The organism is Caldimonas caldifontis, from assembly GCF_002930615.1.
Lineage (GTDB): Bacteria > Pseudomonadota > Gammaproteobacteria > Burkholderiales > Burkholderiaceae_C > Caldimonas > Caldimonas caldifontis.
Genome location: NZ_PSNX01000015.1, coordinates 189,183 through 207,578, shown reverse-complemented (window position 1 = coordinate 207,578; position 18,396 = coordinate 189,183). Strand labels below are relative to the sequence as shown.

The window sequence follows — 18,396 nt, the reverse complement described above, 5'->3', positions numbered from 1 at the left end:
CATCCACGCCGTGGCAAGCAACGCAAGTCAGTTGGCCAAGACCGGGAAGTTCGGCGATCTGCGTCGCCGACTGTTCTTCCTGTTGATGGCCCTGGTCGTGTACCGGATCGGGGCGCACATCCCTGTGCCGGGCATCGATCCCAACCAGTTGCAGGAGCTCTTCCAAGGCCAGCAAGGCGGCATCCTGAGCCTGTTCAACATGTTCTCGGGCGGTGCGCTGTCCCGCTTCACCGTGTTCGCGCTGGGCATCATGCCCTACATCTCGGCGTCGATCATCATGCAGTTGATGACCTACGTCGTGCCGACGCTCGAGCAGTTGAAGAAGGAAGGTGAGGCCGGCCGCCGCAAGATCACGCAGTACACACGTTACGGCACGCTGGGTCTGGCCATCTTCCAGTCGATTTCGATCGCGATCGCCCTGGAAAGCTCGCCTGGCCTGGTCCTGAACCCCGGTTTCGGCTTCCGCATGACCGCCATGATCAGCCTGACGGCGGGGACCATGTTCCTGATGTGGCTGGGTGAGCAGATCACCGAGCGGGGCCTGGGCAACGGCATCTCGATCCTGATCTTCGCCGGGATCGTGGCTGGTCTGCCGAGCGCCATCGGTGGGCTCTTCGAGCTGGTGCGTACGGGCGCCATGAGCATCATCGTCTCCCTGGCCATCATCGTGGTCGTGGGCCTGGTGACCTACTTCGTGGTGTTCGTGGAGCGCGGCCAGCGCAAGATCCTGGTGAACTACGCCAAACGGCAGGTTGGCAACAAGGTGTATGGCGGCCAGTCGTCGCATCTGCCTCTCAAGCTGAACATGGCCGGCGTGATTCCGCCGATCTTTGCGTCGTCGATCATCCTGCTGCCCGCCACCGTGGTGAGTTGGTTCAGCACCGGTGACAGCCTGCGCTGGCTGAAGAACATCGCGGATGCGCTGCATCCCGGCCAGCCGGTGTATGTGATGCTGTATGCGGCCGCCATCATCTTCTTCTGCTTCTTCTACACGGCCCTGGTGTTCAACAGCCGTGAGACGGCAGACAACCTGAAGAAGAGCGGTGCGTTCATTCCGGGCATCCGTCCTGGGGACCAGACGGCACGCTACATCGATCGGATCCTGTCGCGTCTGACCCTGGTGGGCGCCCTGTACATCACCGCGGTGTGTTTGCTGCCGGAGTTCCTGATCCTGAAGTACAACGTGCCGTTCTACTTCGGCGGGACCTCGCTGCTGATCATCGTGGTCGTGACCATGGATTTCTGGGCCCAGGTGCAGTCGTACGTGATGTCGCAACAGTACGAGTCCCTGTTGAAGAAGGCGAATTTCAAGGCCAGCTGAGCTTGGCCGGGGCGAAACGAGCAAGACACGCATGGCGAAAGACGACGTCATCCAGATGCAGGGCGAGATCCTGGAGAACTTGCCCAATGCAACGTTTCGCGTGAAGTTGGAAAACGGGCATGTGGTGCTCGGTCACATTTCAGGCAAGATGCGCATGCACTACATCCGCATCCTGCCTGGCGACAAGGTGACCGTTGAACTGACGCCTTACGATTTGAGTCGCGCTCGCATCGTGTTCCGAGCGAAGTGAGCAACTAGAAGGTCAAGGAGAAGACCATGAAAGTTTCGGCATCCGTCAAAAAGATCTGCCGCAATTGCAAGATCATCCGCCGCAATGGCGTGGTTCGCGTGATTTGCACCGACCCACGTCACAAGCAGCGCCAGGGCTGAGCGGCGCTGCCGCCCCCGGATGAACGCGAGTTAGAGGACGCACATGGCACGTATTGCTGGTATCAACATTCCGCCCCACAAGCACACCGAGATCGGTCTGACGTCGATCTACGGGATCGGCCGCACGACGGCGCAGAAGATCTGCGACGCCTGCTCGATTCCCTACGACAAGAAGATCAAGGATCTCACCGACGGTGACCTGGAGAAGATCCGGGAAGAAGTGGGCCGCCTGACCATCGAAGGTGATCTGCGCCGTGAGATGTCCATCAACATCAAGCGCCTGATGGACCTGGGTTGCTACCGCGGCTTCCGCCATCGTCGCGGCCTGCCGATGCGCGGCCAGCGCACCCGTACCAATGCCCGTACCCGCAAGGGTCCGCGCAAGTCGGGCGTGCAACTGAAGAAGTAAGCCGTCGCTCTACGCTGATTGAAAGAAGGTTTCCATGGCTAAGTCTCCTGCGAACACCGCTGCCCGCCGCGTGAGCAAGAAGGTCCGCAAGAACATTGCGGACGGCATTGCCCACGTGCACGCGTCGTTCAACAACACCATCATCACCATCACCGACCGCCAGGGCAACGCGCTGTCCTGGGCGTCCAGCGGTGGTCAGGGCTTCAAGGGTTCGCGCAAATCCACCCCATTTGCCGCGCAGGTGGCCGCCGAGATGGCTGGCCGTGCCGCGCAGGAACAGGGCATCAAGAACCTGGACGTCGAGATCAAGGGCCCCGGCCCGGGTCGCGAGTCCTCCGTGCGCGCGCTGGCCGCCCTGGGCATCCGCATCAACTCCATCTCGGATGTGACGCCGGTGCCCCACAACGGCTGCCGCCCGCAGAAGCGTCGCCGTATCTAATAAAATACTTTGTTTTGGTTCGCCGGCAGGTGTTGAGAGACACCTTGGCCGGCGGTTTCGTTGAAGCCCACCGTCCGGGCGCACTCGACAGAGCATCGAATACCGCACCGGACTCGCGCAGCACCCACAGGCGCCGCGTCAGACTTTTGAGGAAGCACTCAAGTGGCACGTTATCTCGGCCCCAAGGCCAAACTCTCCCGCCGTGAAGGCACCGACCTCTACCTGAAGAGCGCCCGCCGCGCCATCGGGGACAAGGCCAAGTTCGACAGCAAGCCCGGCCAGCATGGCCGCACCTCCGGCTCGCGCACGTCCGACTACGGCCTGCAGCTGCGTGAAAAGCAGAAGGTCAAGCGCATGTACGGCGTGCTGGAGCGCCAGTTCCGCCGTTACTTCGCCGAAGCCGAGCGCCGCAAGGGCAACACGGGCTCGAACCTGCTCGTGCTGCTCGAGTCGCGCCTGGACAACGTTGTGTACCGCATGGGCTTTGGCTCGACGCGCGCGGAAGCCCGTCAGCTGGTGTCGCACAAGGGCATCACGGTGAACGGCCAGTGCGTGAACATCCCGTCCTACCTGGTCAAGGCCGGTGATGTCGTGGCCGTGGCCGAGAAGGCCAAGAAGCAGCTGCGGGTGCAGGATGCCTTCAAGCTGGCCGAGTCCGTCGGTCTGCCGGCCTGGGTCCAGGTCGATGGTGCCAAGCTGGAAGGTGTGTTCAAGAAGACGCCGGACCGCGATGAATTCGGCGCCGAGATCAACGAATCGCTGATCGTTGAACTGTACTCGCGTTGATTCTGAGAGCTGCCTGTGGCGGCCAGGGGCCGCACGGGTGGCTGTTCGCCTTTTCAAGGACCCGGTGCGTGGCGCCGGGCGGTCCATCAGCCTTATCGGTGTAACGAGCCGAGGGTATTGACAGGAAGACCTCATGCAAACCAATCTGCTGAAACCCAAGGCCATCAACGTCGAGCCGCTGGGCGGTCATCGCGCCAAGGTGACCTTGGAGCCCTTCGAGCGCGGCTACGGCCACACGCTGGGCAACGCCCTGCGCCGTGTGCTGCTGTCGTCGATGGTGGGTTACGCGCCGACCGAAGTGACCATCGCGGGCGTGCTGCACGAGTACTCCACCGTGGATGGCGTGCAGGAAGACGTCGTGCACATCATGCTCAACCTCAAGGGTGTGGTGTTCCGCCTGCACAACCGTGACGAGGTCACGCTGGTGCTGCGCAAGGAAGGCGAAGGCCCGGTCACGGCCGGCGACATCCAGACCCCGCACGACGTGGAGATCATCAACCCGGATCACGTCATTGCCCACCTGGCCCAGGGCGGCAAGCTGGACATGCAGATCAAGGTGGAGAAGGGCCGCGGCTACGTGCCGGGTACGCTGCGCCGCTTCGGCGACGAGCCCACCAAGGCCATCGGTCGCATCGTGCTGGACGCATCGTTCTCGCCCGTCAAGCGCGTCAGCTACACGGTCGAAAGCGCTCGTGTGGAGCAGCGCACCGACCTGGACAAGCTCGTGATGGAGATCGAGACCAATGGCGCGATCTCTCCCGAAGAGGCCATCCGTGCGTCGGCCAAGATCCTGGTCGAGCAGCTGGCGGTGTTCGCCCAGCTGGAAGGCAGCGACCTGCCGGGCTTCGAGCCGGCCGCGCCGCGCAGCCAGAGCTTCGATCCCATCCTGCTGCGTCCGGTGGACGAGCTGGAACTGACGGTGCGCTCGGCCAACTGCCTGAAGGCCGAGAACATCTACTACATCGGCGACCTGATCCAGCGCACGGAAACCGAGCTGCTCAAGACGCCCAACCTGGGGCGCAAGTCGCTCAACGAAATCAAGGAAGTGCTGGCCTCGCGCGGCCTCACGCTGGGCGTTCGCCTGGAAAACTGGCCGCCCTCCGGCCTGGACAAGCGCTGATCACTCTTGCAAGTGCACCTCCTGGTACCTGATACGGCCAGGAGTTTGATAAGGAAAGGAAAGCACCATGCGTCATCGTCACGGACTTCGCAAACTCAACCGCACCTCCGAGCACCGTCTCGCGATGCTGCGCAACATGGCCAACTCGCTCATCGAGCACGAGGCCATCAAGACCACCGTGCCCAAGGCCAAGGAACTGCGCCGCATCGTCGAGCCGCTGATCACCCTGGGCAAGGAACCCACGCTCGCCAACAAGCGCCTGGCCTTCGATCGCCTGCGCAACCGCGACAACGTAGTCAAGCTCTTCAACGTGCTGGGCGAGCGCTACAAGACCCGTCCGGGCGGCTACACCCGTATCCTGAAGATGGGCTTCCGCGTGGGCGACAACGCCCCCATGGCCTTCGTCGAACTGGTGGACCGTCCCGAGCCGACGGAAGCGCCCGAGGCCTCGGCTGACGCCGCGGAGTGACGTCTGCGCCTGCTGCCTGAGGCGGCAGTGCCCTCTGCAAGGCCGGCTTCTGCCGGCCTTTGTCTTTTGGGTGGGCGGGCAAAGGCCTGCCGCCCGGGCAGACACCGGGGCTCTTTGGCACACTGAGGGCTTATGCCACGCGATGTCCTGTTCTCCGTCGAACACCTGGTCAAGCGCTATGGCGGCCACACGGTGGTCGATGATCTGAGTTTCGAGATCCATGCGGGCGAGTGCCTGGGCGTCATTGGCCCGAACGGCGCCGGCAAGACGACGACGATCCGCCTGTGCCTGGGTCTGGCGGCACCCGAGTCCGGCCGCATCCGCGCCTTCGGCTTCGAGGTTCCTCGCCAGGTGCGCGAGGTCAAGCAACGCCTGGGCGTGGTCAGCCAGTTCGACAGCCTGGACCCGGACTTCACCTGCGCCGAGAACCTGGCAGTGTTCGCGCGCTACTTCGGCGTGCCGCGTTCGGTGATGGCGCAGCGCACCCCCCAGTTGCTGGAGTTCGCGGCCCTGTTGTCGAAGGCGCAGGCCAAGCCGTCGGAGCTGTCGGGTGGCATGCGACGGCGCCTGAGTCTCGCGCGGGCATTGGTGAACGACCCGGACCTGCTGCTGCTGGACGAGCCGACCACCGGCCTGGACCCACAGGCACGCCATCTCATGTGGGAGCGCCTGAAGCGGCTGCTGCAGCAGGGCAAGTCCATCCTGCTGACGACCCACTTCATGGATGAAGCCGAACGCTTGTGCGACCGGCTCATCGTGCTGGACCATGGCCGCAAGATCGCGGAGGGTACGCCGCGTGGGTTGATCGCCGAGCACCTGGAACGCGACGTGATCGAGCTGTACGGGGAGGGGGCCGAGCCAGCGGCGCAGTCGCTGGCCGGGCTGTGCGAGCGCATGGAACGCAGCGGCGAGACGATCTTCCTCTACGTGAACCATCCGCAGCCCGCGCTGGAGCGGCTGGCGGGCCATCCCGGTGTGCGTCACCTGCATCGGCCGGCCAATCTCGAAGACCTATTCCTCAAGCTGACGGGGCGGCAGATCCGCGACGACGCCTGACACCGTTTGAACCACCATGACCGTGTCCTTCTACGCACCGCCCCAACTGAGCCGACGGGTCTGGCCGGTGGTTCAGCGCAACCTGCTGGTGTGGCGCAAACTGGCCTTGCCCAGCCTGCTGGGCAACATCGCCGAACCGCTGATCGTGCTCGTCGCCTTTGGCTACGGCCTGGGCTCCCTGGTGGGGGAGGTGCAGGGCCTGCCCTACATCGTCTTCCTCGCGTCGGGCAGCATCTGCATGAGCACGATGTATGCGGCGTCGTTCGAATCGCTGTACTCGGCCTTCTCACGCATGCATGTGCAGAAGACCTGGGACGGCATCATGAACGCCCCGGTGTCGCTGGACGACATCCTCTTTGCCGAGATGCTCTGGGCGGCACTCAAGGCGCTGTTTTCGGCGGTGGCCATCGTGGGGGTGCTCATCGTGCTGGGCATCAGTCGCCAGCCCACGCTGCTGCTGGCCCTCCCGCTGCTGTTCGTGGTGGGGGTGACCTTCGCCTCGGTGGCGCTGGTGTTCAATGCCCTGGCGCGCAACTACGACTTCTTCACCTACTACTTCACCTTGGTGCTGACCCCGATGACCTTTCTGTCGGGCGTCTACTTTCCACTGGAGCAGCTGCCCGATGCGCTGCGCCTGGTGGCCCAGGCCCTGCCGCTGACCGCGGCGGTGGAGATCGTGCGCCCGCTGGTGGTGGGGCAGTGGCCGGTGGAGTGGCTGCGGCCCCTGCTGGTGCTGAGCCTGTATGCAGTGGGCGGCTACTATGTGGCCCTGGCGCTCACGCGTCGCCGCTTCTTCAGATCCTGATCGGGAGGACGAAGGCATGAACGAGCCGGAGGTGATGCTGGCCCTGAGCACCGCGCCCGACGAGGACGCGGCCCGGCACATCGCGCGCCAGCTGGTGGACGAGGGGTTGGTCGCCTGCGTCAACCTGCTGCCCTCGGCCCGCTCGATCTATCGTTGGCAAGGTCGGGTGGAGGACACGCGGGAGTGCGTGATGGTGATCAAGACCACAAGGTCTGCGTGGCCCAGGCTGCTGGAGCGCCTGCCCGCACTGCACCCCTACGAGCTGCCGGAGCTGATCGCGTGCGACGTGCGTGACGGGCATGCGCCGTACCTGGCCTGGGTGCGTTCCAACGTGAGGGAGGACCGCCCGTGAGGCGCCTGATGCAATGGATGGCCGTGGTGCTGCTCGCAGGCGTGGCATCGATGGCTGCGGCCAGCCAGGACTTCCTCGACCCGGAGGAGGCCTTTCGCCACAGCGTGCGCGTGGTGGACGAGCGGGTGCTTGAACTGCGCTTCGACATCGCGGACGGCTACTACATGTACCGCGAACAGTTCGCCTTCACGGCGCCGTCGGCCACGCTGGGAGACGCGGACGTTCCCGCCGGGGAGGTCAAGTACGACAAGACCTTCGAGAAGGACGTCGAGACGCACCGCGGCACCTTGCTGATCCGCCTGCCGGTGCAGTCGGCGCCCCCCGAAGGCTTCCGCCTGGTGGTGCGCAGCCAGGGCTGCGCCGACCAGGGGCTGTGCTATCCGCCGATGGAGCACGAGCACGAGGTTGCCTTGCGGGCCTTCGGCGCGGCGCAGGATGGGGTGCAATTGCTGCGTGTCGATGATCGCCAGGTCGGGGGTGGGGTGGGCAGCGTCTTTTCTCAAGGCTTGGGCGCGCTGTGGGGCTCACGTGGCGGGCCTGCGGCGTCCACGACGGCGATGCCTGCCGACAGCGAACGCCTCGTCAACACGGCTTCGCCCGTGGAGGCCTCGCGCATCGACGCGGTGCTGGCCTCCGGCCGCTGGCTGCCGGTGATGGCGGTCTTCTTCGCGGCGGGCGTGCTGCTGTCGCTCACGCCCTGCGTGCTGCCGATGCTGCCCATCCTGTCGTCGCTGATCGTGGGGCAGGCCGATGCGCAGGGGCAGCCGGTCACGAGAGGCCGGGGCCTGGCGCTGGCCGCCAGCTATTCCCTGGGCATGGCGCTGGTCTACACGGCCCTGGGACTGGCGGCGGGCTGGGCGGGGGAGGGTCTGGCTGCGGCGCTGCAGCAGCCCTGGGTGCTGAGCGTGTTTGCCGCGATGCTGGTGCTGCTGGCCCTGTCGATGTTCGGGTTCTATGAGCTCCAGCTGCCGCGCGCCTGGCGCGAGCGGCTCACCCAGGCCAGCGGACGCACGCGTGGCGGTCGCCTGTGGGGCGTGTTCCTGATGGGCGGAATCTCGGCGCTCATCGTCAGCCCCTGTGTGGCGGCGCCGCTGGCGGGGGCGCTGGTCTACATCAGCCAGAGCCGGGACATGCTGCTGGGCGGCCTGGCGCTCTTTGCGCTGGCCGCGGGCATGAGCGTGCCGCTGCTGTTGCTGGGCGCCTCGGCCGGCCACTGGCTGCCGCGTTCCGGCGCCTGGATGGAGCACATCAAGCACTTCTTTGGCGTGCTGCTGGTGGCGGTGGCCCTGTGGATGCTGCAGTCGGTGCTGCCCGGTGCGGTGAGCATGCTGCTGTGGGGCGCCTTGCTGCTCGTCAGTGCCGTCTACCTGAGGGTCTTCGACACCTTGCACACCGGCGCTCGCGGCTGGGCGAAATTCTTCAAGGGCGTGGGGGTGGTCCTGGCCGTGCTGGGCGTGCTGCAACTGGTGGGGGCGGCGTCGGGTGGGCGTGACCCCTGGCAGCCGTTGCGTCACCTGGCCACGACCGGCAGCGTTCAGGCGGCCACGGGGGTGCATTTCCAACGGGTGGGCAGCGTGGCCGAACTGGAGCGCGTCGTGGCCACGGCGGGGCGCCCGGTGATGCTCGACTTCTATGCCGACTGGTGTGTGTCGTGCAAGGAAATGGAGGCTTTCACCTTCAGCGACCCGCGCGTGCAGGCCGCCTTGTCCGGCGCCTTGCTACTGCAGGCCGACGTGACCCGCAACAGCCCCGAGGACCGGGCCCTGCTGCGCCGCTTCCGACTTTTCGGCCCACCGGGCATCGTCTTCTTCGATGCGCGGGGTCGCGAACTCGAAGGTGTGCGCGTGATCGGCTTCCAGTCGGCAGATCGCTTCCTGCAAAGTCTCGCGGTGGCCGGACTGCAGCCCTGACCTTGCAGCGCAGCAAGATTTCGTGCTATAGTTTCGGTCTTCTGACGCGGGGTGGAGCAGTCTGGTAGCTCGTTGGGCTCATAACCCAAAGGTCGTTGGTTCAAATCCAGCCCCCGCAACCAAACACCGCCAAAACGCCAGCCCCTTGGGCTGGCGTTTTGCATTGGGTCAGGCATTCCTTGCGCTATCACATCAGGGTCACCCGATTGCGCCCGCTGCGCTTGCTGGCGTAGAGGGCTGCGTCGGCGCGGATCAGCACATCGTCGATGCGGGCGTCGCTGTGGCGGGCGCTGGTGGTGCCGATGCTCACGGTGATGGACAGCGGCCCGGCCGTGGTGGCGGCCGGTGAGGCGGCGATGCGCTCGCGCAGGCGCTCACAGGCCTGCTGGGCGCCCGCTGCATCGGTGTCGGGCATGAGCAGCAGGAACTCCTCGCCGCCATGACGCGAGAGCCGGTCGGTGGGGCGCACGTTGGCCTGCAGGGTGGCGGCCACATGCTTGAGCACCTGATCACCGACATCGTGGCCATGGGTGTCGTTGATGGCCTTGAAGTGGTCGATGTCGAGCAGGCCCACTGACAGCGGCGAGGGATGCCGCCCCAGCCGTTGCCATTCGTCGTGCAGCACGTCGTTCATGGCTCGCCGGTTGAGCAGGCCGGTGAGGCCGTCGGTGCGAGAAAGCGCATCGAGGCGACGCATGACGCGCGCCATCAGCATGCCGCCGTAGGCGAAATTGACAAAGGCCGAGATGATCTGGGCAGCGTAGGCAAAGCCCGGGTGGGCGGCGGTGGTGGTGACGATGTCGGTGTCGGGCCGGGGCTCCAGCAGCACGCCGATGATGCGCAGCCCGAGCAGGCAGGCCATCAGCATCGAGGGGCCGTTGATCAGCCAGGACAGCCGGGTGCCGAACTCCCGGCCCATGGGCCGACGCACGGCCATCACGGCCCGCACGATCACCCATACGATGACGATGCTGACCACCACCACGCGGGAGGCTGAGTTTTCCGGGCTGGGGCCGATCCACAGCGATGCGAGCATCGCCAGCACGCCCACCACCTGGCGTTCCCGCGTCTGCTCCTCGAGCTGGAAGAAGGCCGTGACGCCGCGCCACACCATCAGGTAGGACGCGATCAGGCACAGGTTGGAGCCGGTGACGCTCCACCAGGGGTCGAGCGTGCCGCGCCCGGCCATGAGGATGAGTGCCGCTGCATGGAAGCCGCAGAAGCCCATGAAGTGCCGGGCCGTGGTGCGGTGCTCGCGGATGAGCACCGCCACCATCAGCCAGCCCATGGCATACAGCGCCTGGGTGAGACCGGTCGAGATGAACAGCGGGGCAATGGTCTCCATCGGTCAGCAGGGCTTGTTGTTTTTGACCGGCCGTGCACAAATGTCGGCAGCGGCACCACCCATCTTCGGGGCCGTGGCACAAGAAGGCAAGAAATCGGCCCGAATCGCGAATGACGTATTTCACGCCACTTCGTACATTGGGCCCCGAACCCGAGGATGCGGTGAATGACCTCAGGGTTGTCCCGCAGTGTGTTGCCTGATGTCCTGGAAGTGCCCCATGTCCGCCATCCTGAGCTCCCTCCCGTCCCCCGTGTCCCGCATCCCCGCTGGCGTGCGCTCGCCGACCTGGCGGGGGGGCATCGTCTCCTCCGACCTGCGCCTCGATGAGCTGGCCAGCCTGCATGCGGGGCCGTGGTTCGGTGCCCTGTCGGAAACGCTGCGTTGCGCGGTGCTGGCGCGCTCGCGCGTCAGCCGTGTTTCCACGGGCACGGTGCTGGCGCGCCGGTGCAGCCTGGCGGCCGACTGGATCGGTGTGATCCGGGGGGCCGTGCGTCTGGGGACGGTGCTGCGCGACGGGCGGCCCTTCACGCTGGATCTGGTGGGCCCAGGGCAATGGTTCGGTGACATTGCGCTGATCGACGGCAAGCCCAATGACCTGGACGTGGTGGCGCAGGTGCCCTCGACGCTGCTGATGGTGTCGCAGGCGGACATGCGTGGGCTGATGGCCGACCACGCCGAGCTGCGCGATGCCTTCATGAAGCTGAACTGCCAGCGCCTGCGGCACATGTTCCGCCGCTTCGAGGAACTGCACACGCTGCCGCTGGCGCAGCGTCTGGCCCGCCAGGTGCTGCGCCTGGGCCGGCACTTCGGCAGCACGCAGGGCCAGGAGTTGCGCATCGACCTGCGCATCTCGCAGAGCGATCTCGCGGCGATGGTGGGTGGCAGCCGCCAGCGCGTCAATGGGGCCCTGCGGCAGTTGCAGGCCATGGGCCTGGTGAAGCTGGGGGAGGCGCGCCTGTCGGTGCTGGACTTCACGCGACTGCAGGAGCTGGCCGATGCCGATGCCAGCTGGTGGATGGATCTGGGCCGCCGCGCCGCGCCGCGCAAGACCGGTCAGGCCCCGGCCGAGGGCTGGGCCGAGCTCGCGCATGCCTGGCCGCCCCGGGTCTGAAGTCCGTCGCTTTCGGCCAGAACTGTCGCCTGGGTGGGGCTGAAAACGCCACTTTGCCCCGGCCTTTGTGTCTGATCGTGCCAAACCATGCTAGGGTGGAGGCTCGCGCGGCCGTCTGGAGGTGCCGCGCCGGGAGCCCTGCACCTTGGCTGGACGTACGCGGTTGGAGATGACGCCCACCCTCTCGATGGGCTACGTGCGCGCCGTTTTCGAGGCGAGCGGCACGGGCGAGACCGAGGCCCGGGAGGCGCTGGCCGAAGCGGGGGTGTCGCCGGCCCTGCTGCAGCACGCCGGGGCCCGTGTCACCGAAGAGCAGTTTGCCGCCCTGTACCGCGCCCTGGTGCGGCGCCGCGATGACGAGATGCTGCGCTTCTACTCTCGCCCGCTGCGGCCTGGGGCGCTGAAGTTCACCTGCCTGAGCCTGATGGATGCACGCAATCTGCAAGTGGCGCTGCACCGGTGGACGCTGTTCCTGCGCATGCTGCAGGATGATTTCCGCCTCGACGTCGGGGTGCAGGATGGGTGGTGCCGCATCGCGCTGCTGCGTTGTGAAGGGGCTCCGCCGCCCAGCGCGGTGGGAGACGATCTGATGCTCAAGCTCGTGCACGGGGTGTGCTCGTGGCTGGTGGGCCGCAAGCTGCCGCTGGAGCGGGTGGATTTCGCCTTCTCGGCGCCGGGCTTTGCCGAGGAGTACCAGAGCCTCTACCCCGGGCCGGTGCGCTTTGGTCAGCCGGTGTCGGCGCTGTACCTGGACGCGACCTGGCTGGAGCTGCCGCTGCGGCGCAGCGCGCATGAACTTCCCGAGTTCCTGCGGCGCGCGCCGGAAGGCTGGATGTTCGCCGAGTTCCGTCACGAGCGCCTGAGCCAGTTGGTGCGAGGCCATCTTTCGGAGCATCTGCTGCACGGCGCAACGGCCGAAGCGGCGGCACGGGCCCTGAACCTGTCGCTGCGCACCCTGCACCGGCGGCTGGCCGACGAGGGCACGAGCTTCCAGCGCATCAAGGACGAACTGCGCCGCGACCTGGCGGTGCAGAAGCTCACGCGCACACGCGAGTCGATCGCAAGCATCGGCGCCGAGCTGGGCTTCGACAGCGCGGCCTCCTTCCACCGCGCCTTCCGGCTGTGGACGGGGCAAACGCCGGGGGCCTATCGCCAGGCCGGCGAGGCGGTGGGCGCCTGAGCCTGCCGCTCGCCCGCCGGGCGGGCGGCGTCGGCCAGGGCCCGAAGGTCGGCCTCCCAGCCGCGCACGCGCTGGACGGCCGTGGCCCGCTGCGCCGGGGTGGTGCGGTTGTGCAGGCCGGCAATGAGTTCACACTGGCGGGCCTGCGGGTGACCACTGCCGCCGGCAGCCGGTGCGTGCACGGCGCGCCGGTACACCCCTTGCAGGGCGGCCCGGGCCTGGGGTTCGCTGGGCCGGCGCTCCTGCAGGCCTGCCAGGGTGCGCAGCAGGTCGTCCTGGCGGCGTTGGCGTTCGGCCCACCAGGCCTCGGGGCTCAGCGGGGCCTGGGTGAGCTGCAGGCTCAGCCACTCGCGCTGGGTGGCATCGAGCCGTCCATAGAGACGCTGCGCGCGCTGGGCCGTGCGCTGCACCTGGCCTTGCAGTCGGTCCGCGGCGCTGTCGGGCAGGATCTCGCGCTTGAGCTTGTCGTCGGCGCTGCGCAGCTCGGTACGTAGGCGCTGCAGCTGGCCGGCGTCCAGGGACAGGGCCACCGGTGCGAGCAGGGGCAGGGCGGCCTCCCAGGCGCTGTCGCGCCACAGTGCCAGCTCGTCGAACCAGCGGCACACCTGGGTGGGCGTGGCGTCGCCTGGGAGTTCGCGTTGCAGCCGGGCCAGGGCGTCGGCGTAGCGGGGCAGTTCCTCGCGGCGGTGCCAGTCGAACCATTGCGCGATGGCCTCGCGCACCTGGGGGGCCTGCTCGGCGGAAAAACCGGCCAGCCCATCGAGTCGCCAGTAGACGAGGTTGGGGGCCTGTCCGTAGCCCACACGCACCAGCCCGCAGCCCGCCAGCAGCAGGGGCACGGCCAGCAGCGCCAGGGCCCAGCGGCGCGCACCGATAATGCGCAGCATCGTCTTGATACGGCAGAACATCTTCATGGCACTCGACGTTGTCATCATGGCCGCGGGGCAGGGCACCCGCATGAAGTCCTCGTTGCCCAAGGTCCTGCATCGACTGGCGGGACGGCCCTTATTGCAGCACGTCATCGATGCGGCTGCACGCCTGCAGGCCGATCGCCTCATCGCCGTGGTGGGTCATGGCGCCGACACGGTGCGTGCGGCCATGGCGCAGGCGGCGCCTGCGCTGCACTTCGTGGTCCAGCAGCCCCAGCTGGGCACCGGCCACGCCGTGCAGCAGGCGGTGCCTGCGCTGGCCGACGAAGGCACCACGCTCATCCTCAACGGCGATGTGCCCCTGATCGACACGGAGACGGCCCGCGCCCTGGTGGCCGCCTGCGACGGCCGGCGCCTGGCCTTGCTGACGGTGCACCTGGCCGACCCGACGGGCTACGGCCGCATCGTGCGCCAGGGCGCCGGCGTGCGCGCGATCGTCGAGCACAAGGACGCCAGCGCCGAGCAGCGCGAGATCCGCGAGGTCTACACCGGCATGATGGCCGCGCCGACCGCGCACCTGAAGCGCTGGCTGGCGCAGCTGAAGAACGACAACGCCCAGGGCGAGTACTACCTGACCGACGTGGTGGCCCTGGCGGTGGCCGACGGCGTGGAGGTGGTGGCCGCCCACCCGGCCGACGAGATCGAGGTGCTGGGCGTGAACAGCCCGGCGCAGCTGGCCGACCTGGAGCGCCGCCTGCAGCGTCGCCACGCCGAACGCCTGCTGGCCGAGGGGGTGCGTCTGGCCGACCCGGCACGCTTCGACCTGCGCGGCACGTTGCGCTGCGGGCGCGATGTGGAGATCGACATCAACTGCGTGTTCGAAGGCCGCGTGGTGCTGGGCGACAACGTGCGCATCGGGCCGAATTGCGTGATCCGCAACGCCGAGATCGCCGAGGGCGCGGTGATCCATGCCTGCACCCACATCGATGGCGACACCCTGGGCGTGACGGTGGGCCAGGGCGCGCTGATCGGGCCCTTTGCCCGGCTGCGCCCAGGTGCCGACCTGGGCCCCGAGGTGCACATCGGCAATTTCGTGGAAGTGAAGAACTCGACGCTGGCGCGCGGTGCCAAGGCCAACCACCTGGCCTACCTGGGCGATGCCACGGTCGGTGAACGCGTCAACTACGGCGCAGGCAGCATCACGGCCAACTACGACGGCGCCAACAAGCACCGCACGGTGATCGGCGACGACGTGCACGTGGGCTCGAACTGCGTGCTGGTGGCCCCGGTCACGCTGGGCGCGGGGGCCACCATCGGTGGCGGCAGCACGATCAGCAAGGACGCGCCGGCCGGGCAGCTCACGGTGGCGCGTGCCAAGCAGGTGTCGCTGCCGGGCTGGCAGCGGCCGCAGAAGAAGAAGTGAGGAGGGCGGCGCCGCTCAGGCGGCCGCAGCCTGGCAGGCGCCGCACACGCCCTTGATCTCGATGCCCGTGGCGTGAAACCCCGGGGCGTCGACATGCAGGGCGCGGCGAATGGCCTCGGTGGCCGGGTCGTCGTGCACCTCGGTGACCTGGCCGCAGCGCGAGCACACCAGCATCATCGTGTGATCATGATGGTGATCGTGCGGCCCAGGGTCGAGGTTGCACACGACGAAGCTGTTGAGCGAGTCCACGCGGTGCACCAGCTGCTGCTCCATGAGGAATTCGAGCGCCCGGTAGACCGTGGTGGGGGCGACGCGGCCGTGGCGCACGCGCATGTCGTCCTGCAGGTCGTAGGCCTTGGCGCTGCCCTGGCGCAGCAGCAGCAGCTCCAGCACCTCGCGGCGCAGGGCGGTCAGCTGGGCGCCACGCGCAGCGCATTGCGCCTGCGCCTGGTCCAGGCGACGGGTCACCTCGGTGGGGCTGGGGCGCGCAGCGGCTGCAGGCGGGGCGGGGGTCGGACTCACGCGTCGAGTGTAGCGCCGGGTTCGCGGCGCAGCCCCCCAAGACCCGGTACGGCGACCAGGGCGCCGAAGGCCATCAGCGCCAGCACGACGCAGGGCCCGCTGGGCAGATCCCAGACCAGCGAGGCCAGCAGGCCGGCTGCGTAGGCCAGGCTGCCGCCGAGCACACCGCTCCACGCGCGGCGCCCGCCCGCCACCACCGCCAGGGCGGGGACGATGAGCGTGGCAAACACCAGGTAGAGTCCCAGCAAGGGCACGGACAGGCTCACCAGCACGGCAAACGCGGGATAGAAGGCGCTGCCATTCCAGAACGCGGGGCCCCACACCCGGTGCAGCACCAGGAAGACCGCAGTGGCGGCGGCCAGCAGAGCGAGCTGGCCGGGCAGCACCCACAGTACGTCTCCGGCGAGCAGGCTGGCCAGTTTCTGTCCGCCGTGTGGATCGGCGCTCACCCACAGCAGCGCAGCGGCCGCGCCGGCCACGTAGACCAGCCCGATCAAGGCCTCGCGACGCTCGGGCCAGGCCCGGCTGAGCCAGGCCACCAGCCCCGCACCCGCCAGCGCCGACACCACGCCGGCCAGGGCCGACAGGCCGGCCTGCGCGGTGAGGCTGCCCACCACCAGCACGCCCAGGGCCGCCACCTGGGCGATGGCCAGGTCGATGAAGACGATGCCGCGACGCAGCACCTGCACGCCCAGCGGCACATGGCTGAGCAGCACCAGCACGCCCGCCGCCAGCGGCCAGCCCAGCACCGAAAGATCGCTCATCGGCGAGCGCCTTCCGAGGCCCGCAGGGCCGCCAGCAGCTGCTCGATGAGCTCGTCGAACAGACCTTCCAGCGTGCTCGCGCGGCCCTGTTCGGTGACCGTGGCGGGCAGCACCTTCACCGGCAGCCCCGTGCGTCCGGCCAGCCACTGGCCGGCCTGCGGATCCTGGTAGCTGGCCTGCACAATGAAGCGCGGCGGGTCGTCGGCGACATCCTTGAGCACGCGCTGCAGGTGCGCCAGCGTGGGCGGCAGGCCGGGCCGGGGCTCCAGGTCGGCGACCTGGGTGAGGCCCAGCCATTCCCACAGGTAGCCGAAGGTGCTGTGCTGGGCCACCAGCGTGCGGCCCATCAGGGGCTCGGCCTGGGTTTCCCAGGCGGCGATGCGTTCGTCCCATTGACGCACCCAGGCCGCGTGGCGCTCGCGCACACCCGCGGCACCCGCGGGGTCGATGCGCGCCAGGCGATCAGCGAGGGCCTGGGCGACCTGCCTGAGCTTGTGCGGGTCGAGGTGAAAGTGCGGGTTGCCCTCGGCATGCACGTCGCCCAGGCTGCGGTCCAGGTGCGTGTGGGCGTGGTCGTGCATCAGCGTCACATGATCCGCTGCGAAGAACATGCCGTCGCGACCGTTGAACACGCGTGCATTGCCCGCACGCTGCTGCAGCATGGGCAGCCAGCCGGCTTCCAGCGAGGCGCCGGTGCACACCGCGAGGTCGGCGCGGCGCAGCGCCCCGATGAGCGCCGGCCGGGCCTCGATGTGATGCGGGTCCTGCAGGGCGTGCGTGGCGCTGGTCACGCGCGCCTGCGGGGCCAGCACCTTCACGAGTGCGGCCCATTCGGGCTCGCAGGCGAAGACCTCGAGCGCCTGTGCGGCCGGCGCTGCCAGGGCGCAACACAGCACCGCCATCCAGCGGCGAACGTGTTCAGAAGCCGTGCGCACCGTGGGCTCCCAGGCTCATCACGTATTGCAGCTGCACGCTGTTCCCGGCGTCGTCGAAGCCGCCACGGTCGCGCTGGCCGGTGAGCTGCAGGCGCAGCGCAGAGAAGTGCGTGGGCTTCCAGGCCAGCATGGCGCTGGCCTCGCGCAGGCGGCCGCTGTGGAAGTGGTCGCCATGCGGCTCGCGCACGCGCAGCTCGTCCACGCGCACGCCGGCTTCCCACTGCGGCGCGAAGCGGTACACCACCGACAGGTAGCCGGCTTCGTGCACGTCGCTGTTGCGGGCGAACTCGTTGAGGTCGCTCACACGCGCGTACTCGGCCGAGACGCGCAACTGCTGCTGGCGGTTGTTGCCACCGGGGGCCCATTTCCACACCGCATCGGCGATCACGAGATGACGCCCGCCGAAACGGCGGCCATGGGCGTGGTCATGATCGTGATCAGGATCCGGGTCTTCCTCCTCCATCACCGCCTTGCGCCGGTTGTGCAGGTAGGACAGGCCCAGCTGCCAGCTGTTCGAGGCATTCCAGTCGCCGCCGATCTTGGTGCTGGCGGTGAAGGCGCCGGCGCGCGGATCGTTGGTGGATTCCGGCACGAGCTGCCGCCCGCCGAGCACCTCGACGGTGGAGCGCCAGTACAGGCGCGTGGGGGCCGTCCAGCTCAGGCGCAGCCCGTCGTCGAAGTAGTGGCTGCCCAGGAAGGCGCGGTAGAGCAGGGGCCGCTCGACGAAGTCGTCGGCGTGGACGTGCTGCTCGTTCAGGTAGCCCAGGCTGGCCAGGAAGCGGCCGGCGCGCAACTGCAGGCCGGCCGGCAGCGTGGTGGTCTCGACGAAGGCCTCTTCGAGTTCCAGTTCCGTCTCGCCGTCGTGGCTGTGCAGCACGGCGGTCGCGCGGGCCTGGAAGAGGTTGTCCACGGCGCCCGCCAGGCTCAGCTCGTTGTGGCCGAGGCCGAAGCCCCGCTCGCGCTGGCCCAGGGCCCGTTCGCGCGAGGAGAAGGCGCCGTCGAGTACCAGGCCCACCTCGAAGTTCGAGACGGTGGGTGCTGGCGCCGTCGCGGGAGAGGGCTGACCCCACGCAGTTGCACTGACCAGGGCCAGGGTGGGGGCCAGCACACAGGCGTGGCAGAGGGTCGGGATGGAGATGGGGTGGTTCATGCGGGGCCTCCTCGCCCAGAGAACAAGTAAACGCAATGTT

Annotated in this window: 21 protein-coding genes and 1 tRNA gene; 16 read left to right on the top strand and 6 right to left on the bottom strand. The window is 67.9% G+C overall.

Annotation, left to right across the window (positions count from 1 at the left end; translation table 11 throughout):
- Window positions 1-10: 10 nt before the first annotated feature.
- From secY to C1704_RS15485, 13 genes are all read left to right on the top strand, one after another.
- Window positions 11-1,321 (top strand): preprotein translocase subunit SecY, encoded by a 1,311-nt coding sequence (secY, locus tag C1704_RS15545; protein ID WP_104303649.1) that lies wholly within the window; start codon window positions 11-13, stop codon window positions 1,319-1,321.
- Window positions 1,322-1,352: 31 nt separating this feature from the next.
- On the top strand, window positions 1,353-1,571 hold the full coding sequence (infA, locus tag C1704_RS15540) for a translation initiation factor IF-1 (protein ID WP_009855680.1): 219 nt from the start codon (window positions 1,353-1,355) through the stop codon (window positions 1,569-1,571).
- A 26-nt stretch (window positions 1,572-1,597) separates the two neighbouring features.
- Window positions 1,598-1,711 (top strand): 50S ribosomal protein L36, encoded by a 114-nt coding sequence (rpmJ, locus tag C1704_RS15535; RefSeq protein ID WP_047196694.1) that lies wholly within the window; start codon window positions 1,598-1,600, stop codon window positions 1,709-1,711.
- 43 nt (window positions 1,712-1,754) lie between these two features.
- Window positions 1,755-2,120 (top strand): 30S ribosomal protein S13, encoded by a 366-nt coding sequence (gene rpsM / locus C1704_RS15530; protein ID WP_104303648.1) that lies wholly within the window; start codon window positions 1,755-1,757, stop codon window positions 2,118-2,120.
- Window positions 2,121-2,154: 34 nt separating this feature from the next.
- Window positions 2,155-2,559 (top strand): 30S ribosomal protein S11, encoded by a 405-nt coding sequence (gene rpsK / locus C1704_RS15525; RefSeq protein ID WP_104303647.1) that lies wholly within the window; start codon window positions 2,155-2,157, stop codon window positions 2,557-2,559.
- 162 nt (window positions 2,560-2,721) lie between these two features.
- Window positions 2,722-3,345 (top strand): 30S ribosomal protein S4, encoded by a 624-nt coding sequence (rpsD, locus tag C1704_RS15520; RefSeq protein WP_104303646.1) that lies wholly within the window; start codon window positions 2,722-2,724, stop codon window positions 3,343-3,345.
- A gap of 133 nt (window positions 3,346-3,478) precedes the next feature.
- Window positions 3,479-4,465 (top strand): DNA-directed RNA polymerase subunit alpha, encoded by a 987-nt coding sequence (locus tag C1704_RS15515; protein ID WP_104303645.1) that lies wholly within the window; start codon window positions 3,479-3,481, stop codon window positions 4,463-4,465.
- Window positions 4,466-4,532: 67 nt separating this feature from the next.
- Window positions 4,533-4,934 carry a 50S ribosomal protein L17 gene (gene rplQ, locus C1704_RS15510; RefSeq protein WP_104303644.1) on the top strand — a complete coding sequence of 134 codons (402 nt, stop codon included), beginning with the start codon at window positions 4,533-4,535 and terminating at the stop codon, window positions 4,932-4,934.
- Window positions 4,935-5,066: 132 nt separating this feature from the next.
- Window positions 5,067-5,990, top strand: coding sequence for an ATP-binding cassette domain-containing protein (locus tag C1704_RS15505; protein ID WP_104303643.1), 924 nt, complete (start codon window positions 5,067-5,069; stop codon window positions 5,988-5,990).
- 16 nt (window positions 5,991-6,006) lie between these two features.
- Window positions 6,007-6,795, top strand: a complete 789-nt coding sequence (locus C1704_RS15500) for an ABC transporter permease (protein WP_104303642.1) — start codon at window positions 6,007-6,009, stop codon at window positions 6,793-6,795.
- Between the two features lie 16 nt (window positions 6,796-6,811).
- On the top strand, window positions 6,812-7,147 hold the full coding sequence (gene cutA / locus C1704_RS15495; RefSeq protein ID WP_104303641.1) for a divalent-cation tolerance protein CutA: 336 nt from the start codon (window positions 6,812-6,814) through the stop codon (window positions 7,145-7,147).
- An 8-nt stretch (window positions 7,148-7,155) separates the two neighbouring features.
- On the top strand, window positions 7,156-9,057 hold the full coding sequence (gene dsbD / locus C1704_RS15490) for a protein-disulfide reductase DsbD (RefSeq protein ID WP_104303640.1): 1,902 nt from the start codon (window positions 7,156-7,158) through the stop codon (window positions 9,055-9,057).
- A gap of 45 nt (window positions 9,058-9,102) precedes the next feature.
- Window positions 9,103-9,179 (top strand) — tRNA-Met (locus C1704_RS15485).
- Between the two features lie 65 nt (window positions 9,180-9,244).
- Here C1704_RS15485 and C1704_RS15480 read toward each other — a convergent pair.
- Window positions 9,245-10,402, bottom strand: a complete 1,158-nt coding sequence (locus tag C1704_RS15480) for a GGDEF domain-containing protein (RefSeq protein ID WP_104303639.1) — start codon at window positions 10,400-10,402, stop codon at window positions 9,245-9,247.
- 217 nt (window positions 10,403-10,619) lie between these two features.
- Between C1704_RS15480 and C1704_RS15475 the strand changes: the two genes are divergently transcribed.
- Together C1704_RS15475 and C1704_RS15470 are read left to right on the top strand one after the other, a co-directional pair.
- Window positions 10,620-11,513 carry a Crp/Fnr family transcriptional regulator gene (locus C1704_RS15475; RefSeq protein ID WP_104303638.1) on the top strand — a complete coding sequence of 298 codons (894 nt, stop codon included), beginning with the start codon at window positions 10,620-10,622 and terminating at the stop codon, window positions 11,511-11,513.
- A 169-nt stretch (window positions 11,514-11,682) separates the two neighbouring features.
- A complete protein-coding gene (locus C1704_RS15470) occupies window positions 11,683-12,693 on the top strand; it encodes an AraC family transcriptional regulator (protein ID WP_146076099.1) in 1,011 nt (336 codons plus the stop codon).
- On the opposite strand, the gene C1704_RS15465 is transcribed toward C1704_RS15470, so the two are convergent.
- Complete coding sequence (locus C1704_RS15465; RefSeq protein ID WP_104303636.1) at window positions 12,660-13,607, bottom strand: DUF6279 family lipoprotein; 948 nt, start codon at window positions 13,605-13,607, stop codon at window positions 12,660-12,662. The genes C1704_RS15470 and C1704_RS15465 overlap by 34 nt on opposite strands.
- Between C1704_RS15465 and glmU the strand changes: the two genes are divergently transcribed.
- Entirely contained in the window at window positions 13,606-14,985 is a 1,380-nt protein-coding gene (glmU, locus tag C1704_RS15460) for a bifunctional UDP-N-acetylglucosamine diphosphorylase/glucosamine-1-phosphate N-acetyltransferase GlmU (protein ID WP_104303635.1), read from the top strand. The genes C1704_RS15465 and glmU overlap by 2 nt on opposite strands.
- Window positions 14,986-15,000: 15 nt before the next feature.
- Here glmU and C1704_RS15455 read toward each other — a convergent pair whose 3' ends face one another.
- The 4 genes from C1704_RS15455 to C1704_RS15440 are packed head-to-tail and all read right to left on the bottom strand — an operon-like array spanning window position 15,001 to window position 18,356.
- On the bottom strand, window positions 15,001-15,507 hold the full coding sequence (locus C1704_RS15455) for a transcriptional repressor (RefSeq protein WP_245876516.1): 507 nt from the start codon (window positions 15,505-15,507) through the stop codon (window positions 15,001-15,003).
- On the bottom strand, window positions 15,504-16,271 hold the full coding sequence (locus tag C1704_RS15450; RefSeq protein ID WP_104303633.1) for a metal ABC transporter permease: 768 nt from the start codon (window positions 16,269-16,271) through the stop codon (window positions 15,504-15,506). The genes C1704_RS15455 and C1704_RS15450 overlap by 4 nt, the downstream gene beginning before the upstream one ends.
- Window positions 16,268-17,206 (bottom strand): metal ABC transporter substrate-binding protein, encoded by a 939-nt coding sequence (locus C1704_RS15445; RefSeq protein ID WP_245876515.1) that lies wholly within the window; start codon window positions 17,204-17,206, stop codon window positions 16,268-16,270. Before C1704_RS15445 ends, C1704_RS15450 begins: the two co-directional genes overlap by 4 nt.
- On the bottom strand, window positions 17,190-18,356 hold the full coding sequence (locus C1704_RS15440; RefSeq protein WP_211286949.1) for a hypothetical protein: 1,167 nt from the start codon (window positions 18,354-18,356) through the stop codon (window positions 17,190-17,192). The genes C1704_RS15445 and C1704_RS15440 overlap by 17 nt, the downstream gene beginning before the upstream one ends.
- Between the last annotated feature and the right edge of the window lie 40 nt (window positions 18,357-18,396).

Excerpts from the sequence above, each read along its gene's own strand:
- infA (WP_009855680.1), top strand. The coding sequence starts at position 1,353 with ATGGCGAAAGACGACGTCATCCAGATGCAGGGCGAGATCCTGGAGAAC.
- C1704_RS15440 (WP_211286949.1), bottom strand. The coding sequence starts at position 18,356 with ATGAACCACCCCATCTCCATCCCGACCCTCTGCCACGCCTGTGTGCTG.
- rpsK (WP_104303647.1), top strand. The coding sequence starts at position 2,155 with ATGGCTAAGTCTCCTGCGAACACCGCTGCCCGCCGCGTGAGCAAGAAG.
- C1704_RS15450 (WP_104303633.1), bottom strand. The coding sequence starts at position 16,271 with ATGAGCGATCTTTCGGTGCTGGGCTGGCCGCTGGCGGCGGGCGTGCTG.
- C1704_RS15500 (WP_104303642.1), top strand. The coding sequence starts at position 6,007 with ATGACCGTGTCCTTCTACGCACCGCCCCAACTGAGCCGACGGGTCTGG.
- cutA (WP_104303641.1), top strand. The coding sequence starts at position 6,812 with ATGAACGAGCCGGAGGTGATGCTGGCCCTGAGCACCGCGCCCGACGAG.
- rplQ (WP_104303644.1), top strand. The coding sequence starts at position 4,533 with ATGCGTCATCGTCACGGACTTCGCAAACTCAACCGCACCTCCGAGCAC.
- C1704_RS15470 (WP_146076099.1), top strand. The coding sequence starts at position 11,683 with ATGACGCCCACCCTCTCGATGGGCTACGTGCGCGCCGTTTTCGAGGCG.
- C1704_RS15480 (WP_104303639.1), bottom strand. The coding sequence starts at position 10,402 with ATGGAGACCATTGCCCCGCTGTTCATCTCGACCGGTCTCACCCAGGCG.
- rpsM (WP_104303648.1), top strand. The coding sequence starts at position 1,755 with ATGGCACGTATTGCTGGTATCAACATTCCGCCCCACAAGCACACCGAG.
- rpmJ (WP_047196694.1), top strand. The coding sequence starts at position 1,598 with ATGAAAGTTTCGGCATCCGTCAAAAAGATCTGCCGCAATTGCAAGATC.
- C1704_RS15475 (WP_104303638.1), top strand. The coding sequence starts at position 10,620 with ATGTCCGCCATCCTGAGCTCCCTCCCGTCCCCCGTGTCCCGCATCCCC.
- C1704_RS15515 (WP_104303645.1), top strand. The coding sequence starts at position 3,479 with ATGCAAACCAATCTGCTGAAACCCAAGGCCATCAACGTCGAGCCGCTG.
- dsbD (WP_104303640.1), top strand. The coding sequence starts at position 7,156 with ATGCAATGGATGGCCGTGGTGCTGCTCGCAGGCGTGGCATCGATGGCT.
- C1704_RS15465 (WP_104303636.1), bottom strand. The coding sequence starts at position 13,607 with ATGAAGATGTTCTGCCGTATCAAGACGATGCTGCGCATTATCGGTGCG.
- C1704_RS15505 (WP_104303643.1), top strand. The coding sequence starts at position 5,067 with ATGCCACGCGATGTCCTGTTCTCCGTCGAACACCTGGTCAAGCGCTAT.
- glmU (WP_104303635.1), top strand. The coding sequence starts at position 13,606 with ATGGCACTCGACGTTGTCATCATGGCCGCGGGGCAGGGCACCCGCATG.